Raw genomic sequence first — 16,226 nt, 5'->3', positions numbered from 1 at the left:
TCTCATCAAAACCTAAAGGAAACAGTAATGGAACTGACACAAACTCGACAGTCAGCAATCAACCGTGGGGTTATTACCCTGCTTGAAGCGGCTATTTATTTTGTTCTTGTCCTCGTCGTATTAGCTATCGCCATTACCCAGGGCGGAGGGCTGTTTAACCGTAACGACGCCAGTACGGAGTACAATAATGCCGCAGAACTTCTGACCAACACCCGCACCATGTTGAAAACATCCGGTGTTTATAATTTTGCCGCCGCTGACGCCATGACCGGCGCCCTGATCCAGTTCGGGGGCGCGCCGGCCAACATGACGGTTGTCGGTACCAAATCCTCGGGTAGCGCCAAGTTGCAAAACCTGTGGGGGGGCGCTGTCACCGTGCAACCCGTGGCAACGGCCGGTGGGCAGAAATCTTCCTTCTCTCTGACTTACGCGGCCGTTCCTCAAGAGGCGTGCATTACTCTGGCCACCAAACTGAGTGCGGCGCCGAGTGTTGTTACCACCATGGTCAATGGCACATCGACGAATGGCGCGATCGCTGCCAGCGCCGTGGGGGCGCAGTGTACTGCCGATAAAGGATCTGTTGGACAGAACACCCTTACCTTTACCAGCAACACCTGATGCCCATCGCAGCCGGCAACGTTCTGTTGCCGGCCTCCATCTGGAGTGCATTCTCATGTTGTTTTCCTTTCAACGAGCCCTGGCCTGTCTGGTGCTGGGCTGGGCATTATTATTTTCGCTGCCGGCACAGGCGTTCTGTTTTAACGAGGCAGGTGCGCGCTATAAAGTCGACCCTTTATTACTTCGCTCAATGGCGACTGTCGAAAGCAGCCTAAATCCTCAAGCCATTGGCAAAAATCGCGATAAAGCCGGACGAGTTACCAGCCGTGACTTCGGGTTGATGCAAATCAATGACCGACATATTCCCCAATTGCGCGCGTTGGGCATCATCCGCAGTGAGCAGGATTTGCTGACCAACAGCTGTCTCAACGTACAGATCGGGGCCTGGATATTGGCAAAGCACCTCAAACAATGCGGGGTAAATTGGCAATGCCTCGGTTCCTATAACGCCGGATTCGCTGATAACAACGGCCCGCGGCGTATGATTTACGCGCGAAAAGTGTATGCGATGTACATGAAGCTTAAAGGCGGTGCCGCCTGATGGCTTTGTATCTCCTGAAGTTCTCGTTACTGATGGTATGCGCCGGCGCCACTCTGTTTATTGGTGCCCAGCCGTTGGTTCATGGGGTGAAAAAATTCTTGCTTAAGCATGATGGCCCGCCACTCACCCGATTGCAGGTCAGGGGCGTCACAATCGTTTTCGCCGGTACCGGTACTGTCCTGATCGCAACGACATCACTCGCGGGTTTCCCCTGGTTAGGAACGGTCAAAATTCTGGGGCTGTTTGCGTGGGGTATTCCCATGGTGCTGCTTGATATGCGCAATTACTGGCTACCGCTGCGGTATACCTCCGGTTTTTGGCTGACTGGTCTGCTGTTTACCTTTCTGCCTGGGAGCACGATCACCCTGACGGAGGCGCTCACAGGTAGCATCGGCATGTTTATGTTCCTCTATGCCTTTCACTACGGTGCCAAACGCCTGCGGGGTGAAGAAGGGTTTGGCCTTGGCGACGTTCATCTGATCGCCGCGCTGTGTGCCTGGTTTCCCTGGCAGTTGGCCAGCGTGCTGAGTGGATGTGCATTCTTGCTGTTTATCGTTGGTGCGTTGCTGACGAAAAAAACGGCTCAACCTTATGCTCCCTGGCTGTTCGCCTTACTGGCGACCTTGGCCGGAAGCTTCCCTCAACTGACCCTATCAGGTGCTTTATGACTGCTGAAGTTGCCAACCCTCGTATCAACCGGGGGGTATCGTTGATCTCAATGGCCATCGTGCTGGGGATCGTATTGATTGCCGCCCCTATCGGGCTGGAAAGATACTCCAACTATATAGAGGAGCAAACCTGGGTCGTGACGGCCACACACCTGAGCACGGTGAGCCAGGGTGCACGCCGATACGTCAAAGATAATTACGACACCTTACTGAATCAGGTCAAAGGGGGCGGCAACGTCACTGTAACCGGGCAGACCCTAAGGGATAAAGGGTATTTGCCGGCGGGTTTTTCCCTGACCAACAATAACGCCCAAACCTATATTCTTGCCGTGACACGCAATCCTGCGCAAACCGACAAACTGGTCGCCTTTGTGTTGACCGCTGGCGGTCAAAATATTACGTTCAAGGGCCAACGCTATATCGCTCAGAACACTTCTGGCCTTGGGGGGTATATCGATCCCGTCAATGTTGCCAACGGTGCTGGCGGGGGCTGGCAAGTCAATTTGGCTAGCATGGGCCTCAGTGGGCAGAGTGGCCACCTTGCTGCTTACCTGACGTCGGATGTATTAGCCGGTGGCGCTGAAGAAAGTGATCGCCTGTATCGCTTCCAGGTTAATGGCCGTCCCGATCTTAACAAGATGCATACTGCGATTGATATGGGCGCCAATGATTTGAATAACGCGAATAATGTTAATGCAACGACGGGGCGTTTTGGCGGGAATGTTGAGGCCCAGAATGTTTGGGCAGGCCAGGATGTAAATGGCAAGCGTCTCATCGCCAGTGAAAGTGTCTGGTCGAGCGGTTGGATCACTGCTCATGGAGATGTTCGCAGTGACACCGGCTGGTTAATTACCAAACATGGTAAGGGTTGGCTCAATGAAGACCACGGAGGTGGGTTATACATGGATGACAATGACTGGATTAAATCGGTGAACGGCAAGGGGATTTATACCAGCGGCCAGCTTAAAGGCGGAACCGTTCGGGCAGATGGCCGGGCGTCGGTTGGTGAATATCTGCAGTTGGATGGTGTAGCGACAGAAGGGCAGGGGTGCTCTCCTAATGGTTTGCAGGGCAGAAACTCAGCAGGGGCAGTGTTATCTTGTGTCAATGCTATATGGAAAACATCATCGATCACGGAGACCGTAAACGCATTCGGTGATAGTAAATGCGATAATAAAAGTGGTCAATCAATCGCCTATTGCCCCAGCGGCTATAAGCTATTATCCGGTGGGTGGGAGATGACCCGTTGGTCTTGGGATCAAGGTCGAAATTCACCAGACACATCGAGTTCTGACCCATATATTAATGCATGGCGTGTTTCACCTCCCGGTGATGCAGGAGGTTGTATGCGTGCCGTTGCACTATGCGCAAAATGATAGCTATTGCATTCCTCCATTTGGTAGTATTCCCACTCTTTGTTGCAATTATGGCTAATTTGTATGAATAACAACAGGTTGGATAGTGTTCAGGCTCTTCGAGGCCTGGCTGCTCTTTTTGTCATGTTATTTCACTTTAGATGGAATATAAATCTTTCCTATCCTAGCTTAGGAGATGAGTTATTCGGCTGGGGGGCTATTGGCGTTGATGTTTTCTTCATAATAAGTGGGTTTGTTATCACGCTTTCAGCGAAGAAACTAAAACCAGGATTATCGGCGACAGGGGTGTTTTTGAAACACCGAGCAAGGAGAATACTTCCAACCTACTTTATTATCCTGCTAATTACTTTCCTTTTATCTGGGGCCATGAGCACGTTCCATTACCCAGAGAAAGTGAGTAATTTTGCAAGCGCACTCACTTTCTCTCCAATTGATGCCAATAATGCTCCGTTCTATGTAGATGATGGTGGTGTCTATGGTATTAGATGGACATTGAATTACGAAGTTTTTTTCTACCTGGTCATGGCAGTTTGTCTGATATCAAAATACCGATGGCTACTGTTGTTTGGCGTGTTTTCGTTAAGCCTTATTGTTTTTCCTTTGTTAGCAGGGCAACCACCAACCTTGGGGGTTAGTGGCTATCAATTCAATTCAGCTTACTTGAATTTAATGACCAACCCTATCATATGGCAGTTTTTGGTGGGCGTTGGGTTTGGTCTTATCTATCCCTATACAAAAAACTTAAATGGTCAGTTACGCTTAGTAATATTAGTTATTGCAATAATTGTTACAGGCTACTTCATTTTCTTTATGCCATCATTGGGTCATGGACTAACGATGTCAGGGTGGTATCTGTCAATTTTGTTTATTGCTGTAGTCTTAAATGATGAGGTCATAACGAAATACATGCCGAGATTCTTTATTACTTTGGGGGAGATATCATTCTCTCTCTATCTTATCCACACACTAATGAATGGTGGTATAGGAAACCGGTTTGAAAGTATTGGTGTGCCTGACGGTTTACCAAGGTTTGTTTTGTCATGCGTTATCTCCATCGGGTTGGCCTACTTGTCGTATAAGTTTATTGAAAGGCCAGTAAGTCTGAGAAAACAAAAGCCAGTAAGGCATGAGGTAGTGTAGTTAATAAAAGGGGCGCGATGCCCCTTTGCTTTATTTTCTTTGCTAACTCCATTCTAAATTCAAATTAATCGAAATAGTCAGATATACAGGATAAAGAAACATGAAACTTTATTGCATGTTACTCTTTGTGCCTGTGGTGCTTAGTGGATGTCAATTTCCGGCTAAAAGTACCGCAGTCATGCCGCTAAAAAACACAGATATTCAATATAATGCTGAGCAGATTAGTAACGCTCAGAATAATTTGTATTTGTCTGGCGCGATAAACCAAGTTCGAACGCCTTTATTGACACCCGGTATCAGTGCCAATTCTCAGCGCGTAACCGTCAACTGGGATGGTGATGCTGTCGAGCTGCTTTCTCATCTGGCCCGGCAGAGAGGATTGACCTTTAACTGGACCGGTGTACGGCTCCCCCTGCCGGTCAATGTGCACGTCAACGGGGTGACCTACCAGAACCTGCTGAGAATGCTCGAAGTCCAAACCGCCTGGCGGGCCACACTGCATGAATTTCCAGGGCAACTCACTCTAGCCTTTTCCCAACCCGAAAAACCGAGGGGGCGCAGATGAAAAGATCTTTTCTGACGCTGCTTTTCGTTAATGGGGTGCTGTACGGCCATGCGGCTGCGGCGGCACAACCCCCTTTAGAGTCTGCTCCGCCAGATATGAGCAGTTATCTCAGCCCTTCACAACCGTCATCGTCGGATATTTCGGAAACCCGTCGCCAACTGCTCGAAGAAGCTGGACGTACATTGGGGTTTCGAGGAGGAAAAGCGCAGCGTGCCTGGGAGTTACGTCAAACCCTTGATGCTGTGTCTAAAAACTTGGATGCCTTATATGACTTCCGAACCTTGATCAGTCGTCAAGGATGGCTACCACCGGTGATCAGTGAAGCGCAGGATGTGGCCCATATCACACCGAATCAGATAAGAACCGCTACGCATGTGTATGAAATTCTCACACCGGAGCGTTTTGTCAGTAACCCGCCATCCTGGCGGAGTTGGCTTAACGCCGGCTTGTCCACTTCGGCTGTTGATGGGCCTGAAGCTGCAGTGATTCCAGCCAACGGCGCCCAGAAAGCGCTGTGGCAGGCGGCGGTACGAAAGGGATGGGAAGAAGGGCGAGAGAGTGCTGACCATACATTGGAAGCCAATTTCAATCGCCTTACCCGAGATTACCGCGGCATGTTGGTTTACTCACGCTTGTTGCAACAGGGGTATATCACCTCTCCGGTGGTGACTGAGCAGCAACAAACCGTCAGTGGCGATCGCAGCAAGTTGACCACGGGTGATCGAGTTCGTCGTCTTAAGGAGCACGCTGGATTTGTGCCTGATAAGACGAAATGGAAGCCGGTCATACACAGAGAGGGAGAAAATGACTGAATCTGCTGAGTTTATTCCCTATACCTTCGAGACCGGCCTGGATGGTAATGCACTTAAAACGTTTTTTGTCTGGTGTGCTAAGCAGAGTGTCAGTGATATCCATATCCAGGGCGGCAATCACCTGGTTGTCAGCCACCACGGTCGATTGAGACGAGCCAGCACCTTTGTGCTGGCTGACGATACCCTGTCCAAACTGATTGATGAGATCTTTGAACCGGAGGTCCGGGCAACGGCCGGGGGCGGCTATCCAGTCGACAGAGCGCTGCAGCTCGATGGCGACATGTACCAGCGTTATGGTCTGGAACGCGGTGAACGGTTGCGCTTTCGCTGCAATTTTGTGCAGGCCACGGCTGGGCGGTTGGATACGACGATTGCACTGACCATGCGGGTCATCCCGACCGCGATCCCCGAGCTGGATTCGTTGGGCATCGAGGATGACCTGCGCAGTGTTGTTCTGCCTCATAAGGGGTTGGCCTTCATTGGCGGTGAAACCGGCTCTGGGAAAAGTACCTTTCTGGCATCGGTCTATCGGCACTGTATCGATCATGATCCTGACCGGAAAGTGACGACGACGGAAGATCCGATAGAGTTTGTTCTGGGTAAGAGCGGTGATATTTTACCGGCGACTCAGCTGCAGATCCGTCGCGATGTGGCTAATTTTGCTGAAGGTATCCGTGCTGACCTGCGGCGTGCCCCCTCGGTGATTGGCGTCGGGGAGATGCGTGACCGAGAAACCGTGGAAGCGGGGATACAGGCTGGCCAGCTAGGCCATTTGTGTCTATCGACACTGCATATTCACTCCCCCGGAGAGGCCATTCCTCGCTGTTTGAACCTATTCCAGGCGGAGATCCGTGAGGCAATTGCGCATGACATGCTCGGTGTGCTGCAGTATATCGTGGTGCAGAAGTTGCTAAGAACAACTGATGGCAAACGGCAAGCCGTGCGCGAATACATTATTTTTGATGACCCTTTGCGAGAACGGCTATCGGAAATGCCATACGTCAGATGGGGCCAACACATTGACGGTATTATTCGTACTGAGAAACGACGCATTGCCGATCATGCCTGGCACCTGTACTTACAAGGGCGCATTGCCCGCAGCGAATTGGCCGTTGCCCTGACGAGCCATCAGTTGCGTGAACTGGAGCGAGGTCATTCACATGCATGATGAGCAGGAACCTTTGCCACCGGGCTATTGGCGCAATGCTTCTCGCAGACTCAATGTTTACGGTGTTCCGGCCCCGTTATTTTTGCTTTACCTGTTCTGGTTCCGCTTCCCCACCTGGGACACGATTTATGTGATCAGCGGCATCATCATTTTTTTCCGCATTCTGTCGGCCTTTGGTTGGACATTGACGGTGCTTATTGCGCGCTTGGTCTATCTGCTGCGAGGAAAACTGCTGTCGGGTCGACCGTGGTGGTACCGCCGTTTTACGGAGGGCGAATGACGGTCAGAACTGGATTTAAAAACGTTAGTTTCTCAAGCTTAGCTAAATCCCAAGGTTTTTATGTCAAATAAATCACCTGATGAGTTCGTTATATGTAATGAACTACGCAGCACTTATCATGTAATTGCAGAAACTTACAGTCACTTGGAGTCTGCCCCTGTCATTTTAACTTTGTTTAAGGAGGTTATGAATGAGTCACACCTCTCCGGGAATCCGAGTTACGTTAAAATATCTTGTATTGTCGACTTACTAAGAGTTGAAAAGTTTAGATTGCGGCGCAACAGAAGCGCGCCGTCACCAGTGGAAACTGATATCCAGTCGGTCATTACGCGTTTAAAACTAGTCAGAGCCACCGTTGGACAAGACAGACCGAACGACTCATCTATTTCTGAACATTGCTCTCCAGGTTGGTGGCAACGTGAATGGGAAACTATATCCTATGCAATTCCGGTGTTTCCGTCGATATATGCAGCTATTCTTATTATAACCGCGATTGCCATGTGTTTTTTTGATGTGACAGGATTAGCGATATTAATCACTCTTGGTTCATTGATAAGTTTTTTTATTTGTATTTTATTGGTGCTCAAGGATGCTGGAAGTATTGAGGTGCTCATCATTATGGCTGTCTCTTTAGTACTGGTTGGTTTTTTATTCATGCTGCCAACATTTTAGGTATAAGGATTTCCATTTCTGTGAAAATGAAACCATCAAAGTGATAAATGAGTGAATGCTGATGGTCGGCATGCTGAGACAATTCATGCATTATGGTAGTCCTTCCTTTCATCTACCCAAATAGGTTTTTAGAACGCTGAAATATATTTCAACGTTAAGGAGAACACTGTGGGACAAATAATCAAACACCGCCTTTGGCTGGCTGTACTCCATGAAGAACGCGAAAACGCTCGCAAAGCAGCAGGGCTACTTGACGATGGCCGTTCGGCGCTGGCCTGGGATAAAGATGCCGTTCTGTGGTATGCGCGTCCGGGGAGTGATATCGATCGCGTGAAGGCTTGGTTACCCGACAAGACCATCAGCACTGGCGGCGGTGATGCTCAGGCAGAATTTCATGATGCCCTTACGCAGGCGGGGTTAATCGTGAAGGGGTTGCCGGTGATGGATGGGAAGCGGCATCGCGTCGCTACGCTGGAGGACAAGAAGGGGCAAAAAAGCGGTGTTTATCGTGGGTTCCTCGATCGGCGCCCTGGCGGTTGGTTCATCAACTATCACCGAGCTGAGACGGAAAAATCTGTCACGAATTGGAAAGCCAGTGGAACAGAAGCCGATCCCGTTGCCCGGCTGCACATTCGAGCGGCTGCCCGGCAGGCGCACGATGAAGCTGAACGGGCGCGAGAGGTCAATTACCGTCGACAGACAGCGAAAGCACAGGCGCTATACGACAAGCTTCCGGGCGCAGACCCTGCCCATCCTTATCTGGTGCGAAAGGGGATATCCCCGACGCCGGAGCTGCGACAAACTCAAAACGGTGCCCTGGTGGTGCCGTTTTTTAATGCTGAGGGTGAATTTCGCACCTTGCAGTACATCACGCCTGACGGTGATAAGCGGCTTTACAGCGATGCGCCAAAGCAGGGTAATTTCTTGGTGGTGGGCGGCCCGCTAACGCCTGACGCCCCAGTGTTGTATGCCGAGGGGTATGCCACGGCCAGAAGCCTGAATCTTGCTACTGGCCAGCCGGTCGTAATGACCATTGATGCCGGCAACATGGCCGCAATTGCCAACGTGCTGCACGCGCGTTATCCCGATACCCCCCATATCTTCCTTGCCGATTTGGATCATGCAAAGAAGGTGAACAAAGGGGTGATGATGGCTACTCAGGCCGCGTCATCAGTGACTTACGGTGCTGCAATTGTGCCTGACTTTACTGATGCTGAAAAAAAACTGGGGCTGACCGATTTCAATGACCTTCACCAGTCGCGAGGGCTGGATGGGCTACGTTTGCTCGTGACCGCCAACATTGCCCGTGCACTGGATATTATCCAAGAGGAAAGAGAAAAAATGAACCATCCATCCGATGGCGCTCCGCTGCCCATTCCGGAAGAACCACCGTTTTCACCGGTTGAGGCAGTGCCGCCGATGCCGACAGAACCGCCCTCTATTCAGGCCGATGTCGGGCCTGTTGAGCCGATTGTGGATCACCTTCCCGTAGTCGATGAAACGCCGATCGATATTAACGATTATGCGTACTGGGCCGCGCAAGCCGAGACATCGGGCGTACCGTTACCTGATATGGGCGCCGAACCTGTAGAAGGCCCTGTGGTTTCTGATGTAGCCGATCGTTCCGGCGACACGCCTATTTCTCTGGCAGGACGGCTTAATCCTGAAGGAAGTGCGCCAGAACCTGCACCGGTTGATGCTGCAGAACACATTGCACCGATTCCTGAGGCTGTTGAACCGACACGGGAGATACCATTCGATACGGTCAGTGACCTGGAGGGTGTGCCGCCTCGCCAACACAGTGAACCTCAGCTAGAAAATGCCATACCGGCGTCACAATGGGCCCATCGTTCTGAGTCCGAACAGGCTCAGAAATCATCAACAGTCGATGCCATCTGGGTGGGCCCGCCACGTCCGAGCAGCGAGGCGGCTGATCCTGATGTGGCGTTGATAGACAAGGATGCGTTACTTCAGCGGCTGTCATGGGAAAAGCAGGGGGACAATGCGGTTCTCTACAAACTGGATAACGAACCCGCGTTCATCGATCGGGGTTCCCGATTGGATATGGCGGAGGGGGCCAGCCAAAGCGATGAGAAGGTACTGGCGGCGTTGTTGACGGCGGCACAGTATTACCGCGGCCGTATTGAATTGACCGGCAGTGACGCTTTTCAGGAAAAAGCGATCGCCCTGATTGCCCGGCATGAAATCAATGTGACGATGAAGGTCCCTGCCCAGCAGGCCATGTTGGAAGATGCGCGGAAAAAGTTGGCTACGCCAGTGCCAGTTCGTGACGCTGTCACCGGTGATGCCGTGCCAATGCCGGAAAATTCCCCCGCATCGCAACCGGCTACATCGCCGGTGCACCATTCCGGCCCTGCAGCTGCCACACCGCCCGCCGCACCGCAAGAAGCTGAGCCTGTTGTTGAGACACGGAATCATCCTGCAGCCAGGCAGCAAGAGAATGCCGCCCAGCCTGACAGCGGTATTCCTGCCGCTATTCACCAAAGCTACAAAGCCGCGGCGGCGGGTGTCACCGGCAAAGTCCTCAAATGTGGAACCGCCCCTTTCCGTTTTGAACCCGGAGAATCACAAAGCTCGTTCATTACGCTGCGGACACGGGAAGGAAAGCAAACATTTTGGGGTAAGGAGTTGGCGGGGCTGTTACGTGAAACCCGTATTCAGCCTGGGCGAATGGCCACGCTTACCTGGTTGGGGAAAGAAGCCGTAACCGTGCAGGTTCCGCAGAAAGACGATCAGGGGGTGGTTACCCACTTTGAGTCAAAAACAGCGCATCGCAATCAGTGGTCTCTGACCCCTACCGGGGGTGATACGGTACGTACCGGTCAGGATGATGGGGTCAAGTTGGCGGCATTTGATGCGGCAAGATTTGCCAAAATCCAGTCGGCCATCATCAACCAGCTGCATCTTGATATGCCACCGCCGGCAGTGCCTCAGGAAGGGGTGTACTGGCTGCGGCCAGATGGTCAGGGCAGTCAAACACCCGGTGATGTGTTATCTGCACCGCGGCCATCCATGGATAAGGGAGCGGGAGAGCCGGTTGCCAGCAGCTGGACGCAGGATGGTCATCTTGATCTATACCTGGTGCGCAGCGATGGCCCATATCTGCAGGGGGTGGTTCGCCATCAGGGGGAATATCAGCATGTGCTGGTGACGCTACCAGGCAGAGACGATGCGCCTCCCATGGTGTTCAACACGATCACCCCTGAGGGGGCGAGACCTGTAGGCTGTGGGAATGGGATCAACCGCAGCAGTGGCCAGCCAGTACCTCGCGAGAACATCGCCTTCAAGCTGGAAGGTGATAGCCAGGTTCGAATTGGCAAACTGGATGCTCCTGCCAGCTTACCGCCCGCGCTTCATTCCCGACTGGGTTTTGACGAACGTTGGCGCGATGAGAACGCTTCCCCAAAGGCCGCGCCGGCGGCAGCGCCAAAGGCGCAGCCGGGCGACCCTCGCCCGATATAACTCACTGACCGCAAAGGACTCTCTTTATGTTTAAAAAAAGCGTGTGCGCCGCACTGCTTGCGGCGTTGTGCTGTCTGCCGGCTACCAGTTTTGCCTCCACCTGCCGTGCGGGGGCTGCGGCTGAAGCCGGCAGCAAAGCCGGTTATGAGCAGGCTCGACGGGCCGCCGAAGCCTGGGCGTCGCGAGAACAGAATGCCTCTGACCAGTTACAGGATTGTTTGTCGCGGATACGTACAACCACTATCCAACTGCCCACGTTCCCCAGCCTTGCCGACATCATGAACCAGGTGTCCGAGAAGGTCTGTCAGGCGGCCGTTGACAAGATCAACGACTACATCCCCGGCACCATTGACCCGTGGCAAGAGTTCACGGGGCGTTAAGGAGACCCATGCAAACGCAAGAACAGAGTTCTGCCGAGGTGGCACTGGCGCCGAACATGGCACCCCCGGCCTCAGACGATGAGGCGCGTGCCTATGCACACGCCCTGTCCATGCAGCGCCAGCGTGAGCTGGGCGCGGCTTTTGCTCATCGCTGCCTGAACGTCGTGGTGTGGTTGTGCGTGGCATTGGTGCTGTCACTTTCCCTCAACGGGTATCTGGGGTGGCAGGTTGCACACCCCCCGGTCAAATACTTTGCAACTGAGAAAGGACGGCTGACGCCTGCCAAACCGACAAACATTCCGGCGTTTAGCTCGGAGGATGTCGCTGCATTTGGCGCCGATACTTTACGTCAAGGCTTTACGCTTGATTTTGTTCACTATCGCGCACAGATGACGCGCGTGGAGCCGCGTTTTAACGACCAGGGGTTTGAGGGCTATAACAAGGCCCTGACATCGTCAAACATCCTTGCCGCAGTGAAAAATCAGCGGATGAACCTGTCGGTTGATGTGGCGCCTGGCGTCATACGCAGCAAAGGGTTACTTGGCGATCGTTTTACCTGGGAATTCCAGTACCCGGTTACCCTCAAGCTTGATGGCCAGCAAACCAGCACGCCGGCCCAACGTTTTATCTTCACTCTGCGCATCCAGCGCGCCGATGTTCAGGAAAAGCCGGCGGGACTTGAAGTCACTCAAATGATTTCGACAAACGCCAACTGAGGTTCCCCATGAAAAATACCCTTATGTGCACTTTGCTGGCGCTGATGACGGCGCCGGCCTGGGCAGAGGCACCTGCTGCCTCTGCGCCGTCGGGTTGGTCACAAAGTCAAGCGCCCACGGCCGCGGTGCCGGCGGCACCGGCTGCGAGGCCGATATCTGAACCACCATTACCGAATGGCGCCGGATTATCTGGTAACGATCCACTGCCACCGCCTTCACCGTTGTATGCCCAGGCTGAGGAGGCCGTATCCCCACTGACGCCGGATGAGATCAGGCAGTTGCGGGCGCGTCAGTCCGAGGTGAACCGGGCGATGACATCACCTCCCGTGGCGGTGGTACCACGCATCAGCGCGCTGACCGTCGATCTGGCGCCGGGGGCCAGTTTGCCTCTGGTGCGAACGGCAATGAACTACCCCAGTTCGCTGACGTTTATCGACAGCACCGGTGCTCCCTGGAAATTGGGTGCAGCGCCGATCAGCGGTAATCCGGCCTTCCAGATTTACTGGGTGCCCGACAGCCCGGTAATGGTGGTCTATGCCAAGCAACCTTTTGTCAGCGGCAATATCACCGTTTATCTGAGTGGGCTGTCCGTGCCCATCGTGCTGAATGTCACCAGCGGCGAACCGGATACGGCTGCCAAAACCTGGACAGTAGACAGCCGGCTCGATATGCGTGTTCCACGGCGCGGCCCAGCGGCCAAAGCGACAGCGATCCCGGAAAGTCGCATTGGCCTGCATGACAGTACGCTGCAGACCTTCCTTGACGGCATTCCGCCTAAAGAGGCGCGGCGGCTCAAAGTGACGGGGGGCGTACCGGACACGACGGTATGGCAACTGGGGGATGATTTGTACATCCGATCGCGCGCGGATATTCGTGATGAGTTTGAAGCGACGCTTTCCTCTGCCGATGGCACTCACCTGTGGAAGTTGCCGGTAACGCCTTATGTGACGTTTTCCGTTATGGGAAAAACCACCGCGCTGAACATTTCTCTGGAGTAAGACATGGCGAGTGAAAATGATGCAGGAAGGGATAAAAAACTGACATTGACTCTGGTGGCCTCTGCCGTGGTGGCGTTGGTGGGGGGGACTTATTTTCTCTGGAGCTGGCTGGCGACGCCTCCGCCGGCGCCATCCCAGGTTGATATCAATCGCGTCGGGGCGTCGGTACACAGTAAAGGGACTGAGACACCGGCGTATCGAGAGCTACTGCGCCAGTACAACCAGGAAGGCGTGACGGCCGCGCAGCAACGCAACAGCAGCTTTATCGCGTCTATCCCGCTGGAGCAGGAGCCGGTAACGCTGCCCTCACAGACTGCAAATACGCGAAAACCATCGGCAGCCCCCACTGTCCGACAGGGACGCAGTGATTCACGTCAGGCCGATGCTGACAGGCAACGGCAGGACGAGCGGCGTCAGAAAGCGCTGGATGCGTTACTGGCACAGATGACGCCGCGAGCGGATTCGACAACACCACCCGCCGGTATACAACTGGCTCAGGCACTTGGCGGCGGGGAGGGTAATGCACCCGGAGGACGCGGTGATGATGTTTCGGGCTTTGGCAGCTGGAGTGCCAGTTTGCCAGGCAACGTATCGGTGCAAATGGCCTCGCTGAATACCGGTCAGGGGGGGGCACTGGTCACGCCTTCTGTGGTCATCCCTCCCTACTGGCGCGGACCGGGTGTGATTGATATCGGTGTGGATTCGGATAACAGCACGACGCCTGTCTTGGGGAAGTTTGTATCGGGGCCTTATGCCGGCGCGGTACTTAAAGCTCCCACCGGCGCGAAGTTGGCGGGAGATGGGGTCGTGATCCACTTCACCGAAATGGCCTTTGGGGGCGTCAACTATCAGGTTGACGCGTATGCGTTGAATGATGAGAGCCTGGTGCCGAGCGTCGCCTCCCACGTCAATAACCATTACTTCTCGCGCATTGTATTGCCGGCGGTGATGAAGGGGATCGGCGGTATCGGCGAGATGTATGCGCAAGCCAATACGCAGGTAGTAACGAACGGCTTCAATGCAGTGACGACGCGGCCGGGTACCCCGGATGGTAAAGCCGTTGCCGGTGTTATTGCCGGCGGCGCCGCCAGCCAGGCGGCAAACGTGCTGAGCAGTGATGCGGCACGGTTACCGCCGAAACAGGTCCTTGTCGATAAGCAACAGGTGGTCGCGATCCAGTTCATGCGCGGGGTTTACTCAACCGATGCGGTCAACGCGGGGACAACGGCGGCGCCCATGGTCACATCACCGGTGGTGACACCGACGGAAAGCATGCCGCGGACAGAGAGTGACTGGCGGTCACAGACACAGGCACGAATCGAAGCGCAGCGCAGGCTGCAACAGCAATAAGGGCTATCCCATGGCACGAAAAATTGATCCGGGCATTACTCGAAAACAGCTAAATGAAGGTCAACTACGGCAGGCGCTGAACTGTGCGCTGGCCTGCTTGCACGCCTGTGAGCCTGACGTGATATCCCCCAGGTTGCTTCAGGACTGGGTATCTTCAGATAGGGTGTCCGAGTTGTACCGTCTTATGCATACCGATCATCGGTTTGAAAAGGGGCGCGTTGCGCTCGAGAGTTACTTCAACGGCCTGCCCAGCGTAAACCTCGAGCAAGCGGCGTCGATGAACCCGTGGCCGGAAGCCGCAGAGTGTGCACATGAGCATCTGGTCCAGAAGATTACTCGGGAGAATAGATATGAGTGAATTTTCAACTGCCCCGACAGTATCCACCCCGCCTGAATCTCCGCCAACACATCCTATGCCCGCCAAGCCTGGCTTAATGCAACGCAAGTTGCTGTTTGGCCTCACATTGCCCTGGCTGGCTGGTGCCGTTCTTACACTGGGACTGTCGGCAGTTTATCTGTTTGCCCCAGATTTGAATGGCGGTGATAGCGGTTCGGCAGCAACACCGGACGCATTTAGTGAATCTGAGTATGTGCAATCTCCGGCGCCAGTGACGTTGGCACCCGTTACCTCTGCCGGGAGCGCGGATTCGGTTCAACTGCAAAACGACGTCGCTACCATGGTCGGAGGTGTCCGTTCTTTTGCTGAAACCAACCGCACGGCGATTTCCCGTTTGTCGGATACGGTTAAAACGCAGAGTACCGCGCTGGCCACGATGAAACAGCAAATGGCAGACCTGCAGGCGCAGAACAACCAACTGCTTGTCCGGTTGTCCGTGCTTGAAGCAAAGCCCGTAGCCGTGGTGTCGCAGGTTAACGACCGTGCGGTTCCCCGGGTCCGTTCTGCGCTTGCCGGCATGCGGCTTGATGCGGTGCAAAATGGCATGGCGTGGGTGTACTGGCAGGGTAAAACCTGGGCGGTCAAAGCGGGCGATCGGCTTGGGCGAGTGACGATCACCGGCATAGATGCGCAGGCGCGTGAAGTCAGCACCAGCGCAGGCGTACTGAAGTGAGGTAAGTGCTATGCCTAACGGAAGTGATGCTATCCAGCTGCTGGTTAATCTTGCCCACAACGTGCAGGGGGCGTTTACCCGTTTGGGGTTTACGCTGGCCATGCTGTTTGCCGTGGTGGGCGCGATAACTTTTCTGGCCCACCACGCCAGTGCTTCGCGCAAGTCGCCGGGGCAGGCCGCCGGTGGAGGGAAGGTTATCGCCTGGTTGCTGCTGTGCGGCGGGCTGGCGGGGTTAGATCAAATGATCGGGGCTGCCGCCAGACAGGTGGGGTGGCAGGGGGCGACCTTCGACGCCATCAGCTATGTGGATGTCGGTACCTTTGGCGTGGCGGCCGATGCCGCGAACGCCATGCTGACGCTGATCCGCGTATTTGGCGTTTATATTGCGC

General features: G+C 54.0%; 18 protein-coding genes. All 18 read left to right on the top strand.

The window, feature by feature from the left end; genetic code table 11:
• The first annotated feature begins 27 nt into the window (after nucleotides 1-27).
• Nucleotides 28-618, top strand: a complete 591-nt coding sequence (locus FHU12_RS26715) for a type 4 pilus major pilin (RefSeq protein WP_060442022.1) — start codon at nucleotides 28-30, stop codon at nucleotides 616-618.
• Between the two features lie 55 nt (nucleotides 619-673).
• On the top strand, nucleotides 674-1,159 hold the full coding sequence (locus FHU12_RS26710; protein ID WP_089186989.1) for a lytic transglycosylase domain-containing protein: 486 nt from the start codon (nucleotides 674-676) through the stop codon (nucleotides 1,157-1,159).
• A complete protein-coding gene (locus tag FHU12_RS26705) occupies nucleotides 1,159-1,827 on the top strand; it encodes a prepilin peptidase (protein ID WP_141973135.1) in 669 nt (222 codons plus the stop codon). The genes FHU12_RS26710 and FHU12_RS26705 overlap by 1 nt, the downstream gene beginning before the upstream one ends.
• The gene (gene pilV / locus FHU12_RS26700; protein WP_141973133.1) at nucleotides 1,824-3,203 is read left to right on the top strand and encodes a shufflon system plasmid conjugative transfer pilus tip adhesin PilV; all 1,380 of its coding nucleotides are present in this window, start codon (nucleotides 1,824-1,826) and stop codon (nucleotides 3,201-3,203) included. Before FHU12_RS26705 ends, pilV begins: the two co-directional genes overlap by 4 nt.
• A gap of 63 nt (nucleotides 3,204-3,266) precedes the next feature.
• Nucleotides 3,267-4,343: an acyltransferase family protein gene (locus FHU12_RS26695; protein ID WP_141973131.1), complete on the top strand. Its 1,077-nt coding sequence runs from the start codon at nucleotides 3,267-3,269 to the stop codon at nucleotides 4,341-4,343.
• A 100-nt stretch (nucleotides 4,344-4,443) separates the two neighbouring features.
• On the top strand, nucleotides 4,444-4,908 hold the full coding sequence (locus FHU12_RS26690) for a DotD/TraH family lipoprotein (RefSeq protein ID WP_260440792.1): 465 nt from the start codon (nucleotides 4,444-4,446) through the stop codon (nucleotides 4,906-4,908).
• Nucleotides 4,905-5,720, top strand: a complete 816-nt coding sequence (locus tag FHU12_RS26685) for a type IV secretion system DotC family protein (RefSeq protein ID WP_141973130.1) — start codon at nucleotides 4,905-4,907, stop codon at nucleotides 5,718-5,720. The genes FHU12_RS26690 and FHU12_RS26685 overlap by 4 nt, the downstream gene beginning before the upstream one ends.
• On the top strand, nucleotides 5,713-6,888 hold the full coding sequence (traJ, locus tag FHU12_RS26680) for a plasmid transfer ATPase TraJ (protein ID WP_141973128.1): 1,176 nt from the start codon (nucleotides 5,713-5,715) through the stop codon (nucleotides 6,886-6,888). Before FHU12_RS26685 ends, traJ begins: the two co-directional genes overlap by 8 nt.
• Nucleotides 6,881-7,168, top strand: a complete 288-nt coding sequence (icmT, locus tag FHU12_RS26675) for an IcmT/TraK family protein (protein WP_089186984.1) — start codon at nucleotides 6,881-6,883, stop codon at nucleotides 7,166-7,168. The genes traJ and icmT overlap by 8 nt, the downstream gene beginning before the upstream one ends.
• Nucleotides 7,169-7,354: 186 nt before the next feature.
• Nucleotides 7,355-7,840 carry a hypothetical protein gene (locus FHU12_RS26670; protein ID WP_141973126.1) on the top strand — a complete coding sequence of 162 codons (486 nt, stop codon included), beginning with the start codon at nucleotides 7,355-7,357 and terminating at the stop codon, nucleotides 7,838-7,840.
• Between the two features lie 168 nt (nucleotides 7,841-8,008).
• Nucleotides 8,009-11,323, top strand: coding sequence for an LPD7 domain-containing protein (locus FHU12_RS27310; protein ID WP_141973124.1), 3,315 nt, complete (start codon nucleotides 8,009-8,011; stop codon nucleotides 11,321-11,323).
• A 26-nt stretch (nucleotides 11,324-11,349) separates the two neighbouring features.
• On the top strand, nucleotides 11,350-11,703 hold the full coding sequence (locus FHU12_RS26660; RefSeq protein WP_060432360.1) for a hypothetical protein: 354 nt from the start codon (nucleotides 11,350-11,352) through the stop codon (nucleotides 11,701-11,703).
• An 8-nt stretch (nucleotides 11,704-11,711) separates the two neighbouring features.
• A complete protein-coding gene (locus FHU12_RS26655) occupies nucleotides 11,712-12,419 on the top strand; it encodes a DotI/IcmL/TraM family protein (RefSeq protein WP_089186981.1) in 708 nt (235 codons plus the stop codon).
• Nucleotides 12,420-12,442: 23 nt separating this feature from the next.
• Entirely contained in the window at nucleotides 12,443-13,417 is a 975-nt protein-coding gene (locus FHU12_RS26650; protein WP_221627863.1) for a DotH/IcmK family type IV secretion protein, read from the top strand.
• Nucleotides 13,418-13,420: 3 nt separating this feature from the next.
• Entirely contained in the window at nucleotides 13,421-14,767 is a 1,347-nt protein-coding gene (gene traO / locus FHU12_RS26645; RefSeq protein WP_089197767.1) for a conjugal transfer protein TraO, read from the top strand.
• Between the two features lie 10 nt (nucleotides 14,768-14,777).
• A complete protein-coding gene (locus tag FHU12_RS26640; protein WP_060441973.1) occupies nucleotides 14,778-15,125 on the top strand; it encodes a hypothetical protein in 348 nt (115 codons plus the stop codon).
• The gene (traP, locus tag FHU12_RS26635) at nucleotides 15,118-15,837 is read left to right on the top strand and encodes a conjugal transfer protein TraP (RefSeq protein WP_221627859.1); all 720 of its coding nucleotides are present in this window, start codon (nucleotides 15,118-15,120) and stop codon (nucleotides 15,835-15,837) included. The genes FHU12_RS26640 and traP overlap by 8 nt, the downstream gene beginning before the upstream one ends.
• A 10-nt stretch (nucleotides 15,838-15,847) precedes the next feature.
• Nucleotides 15,848-16,226 (top strand): conjugal transfer protein TraQ (gene traQ, locus FHU12_RS26630; RefSeq protein WP_141973120.1); only part of this gene is annotated, 379 nt, incomplete at its 3' end.

Origin of the sequence: Serratia marcescens (genome assembly GCF_006715005.1) — a bacterium.
GTDB lineage: Bacteria > Pseudomonadota > Gammaproteobacteria > Enterobacterales > Enterobacteriaceae > Serratia > Serratia montpellierensis.
The sequence above is the reverse complement of the archived record's forward strand: the minus strand, read 5'-3'. Positions and strand labels throughout refer to the sequence as shown.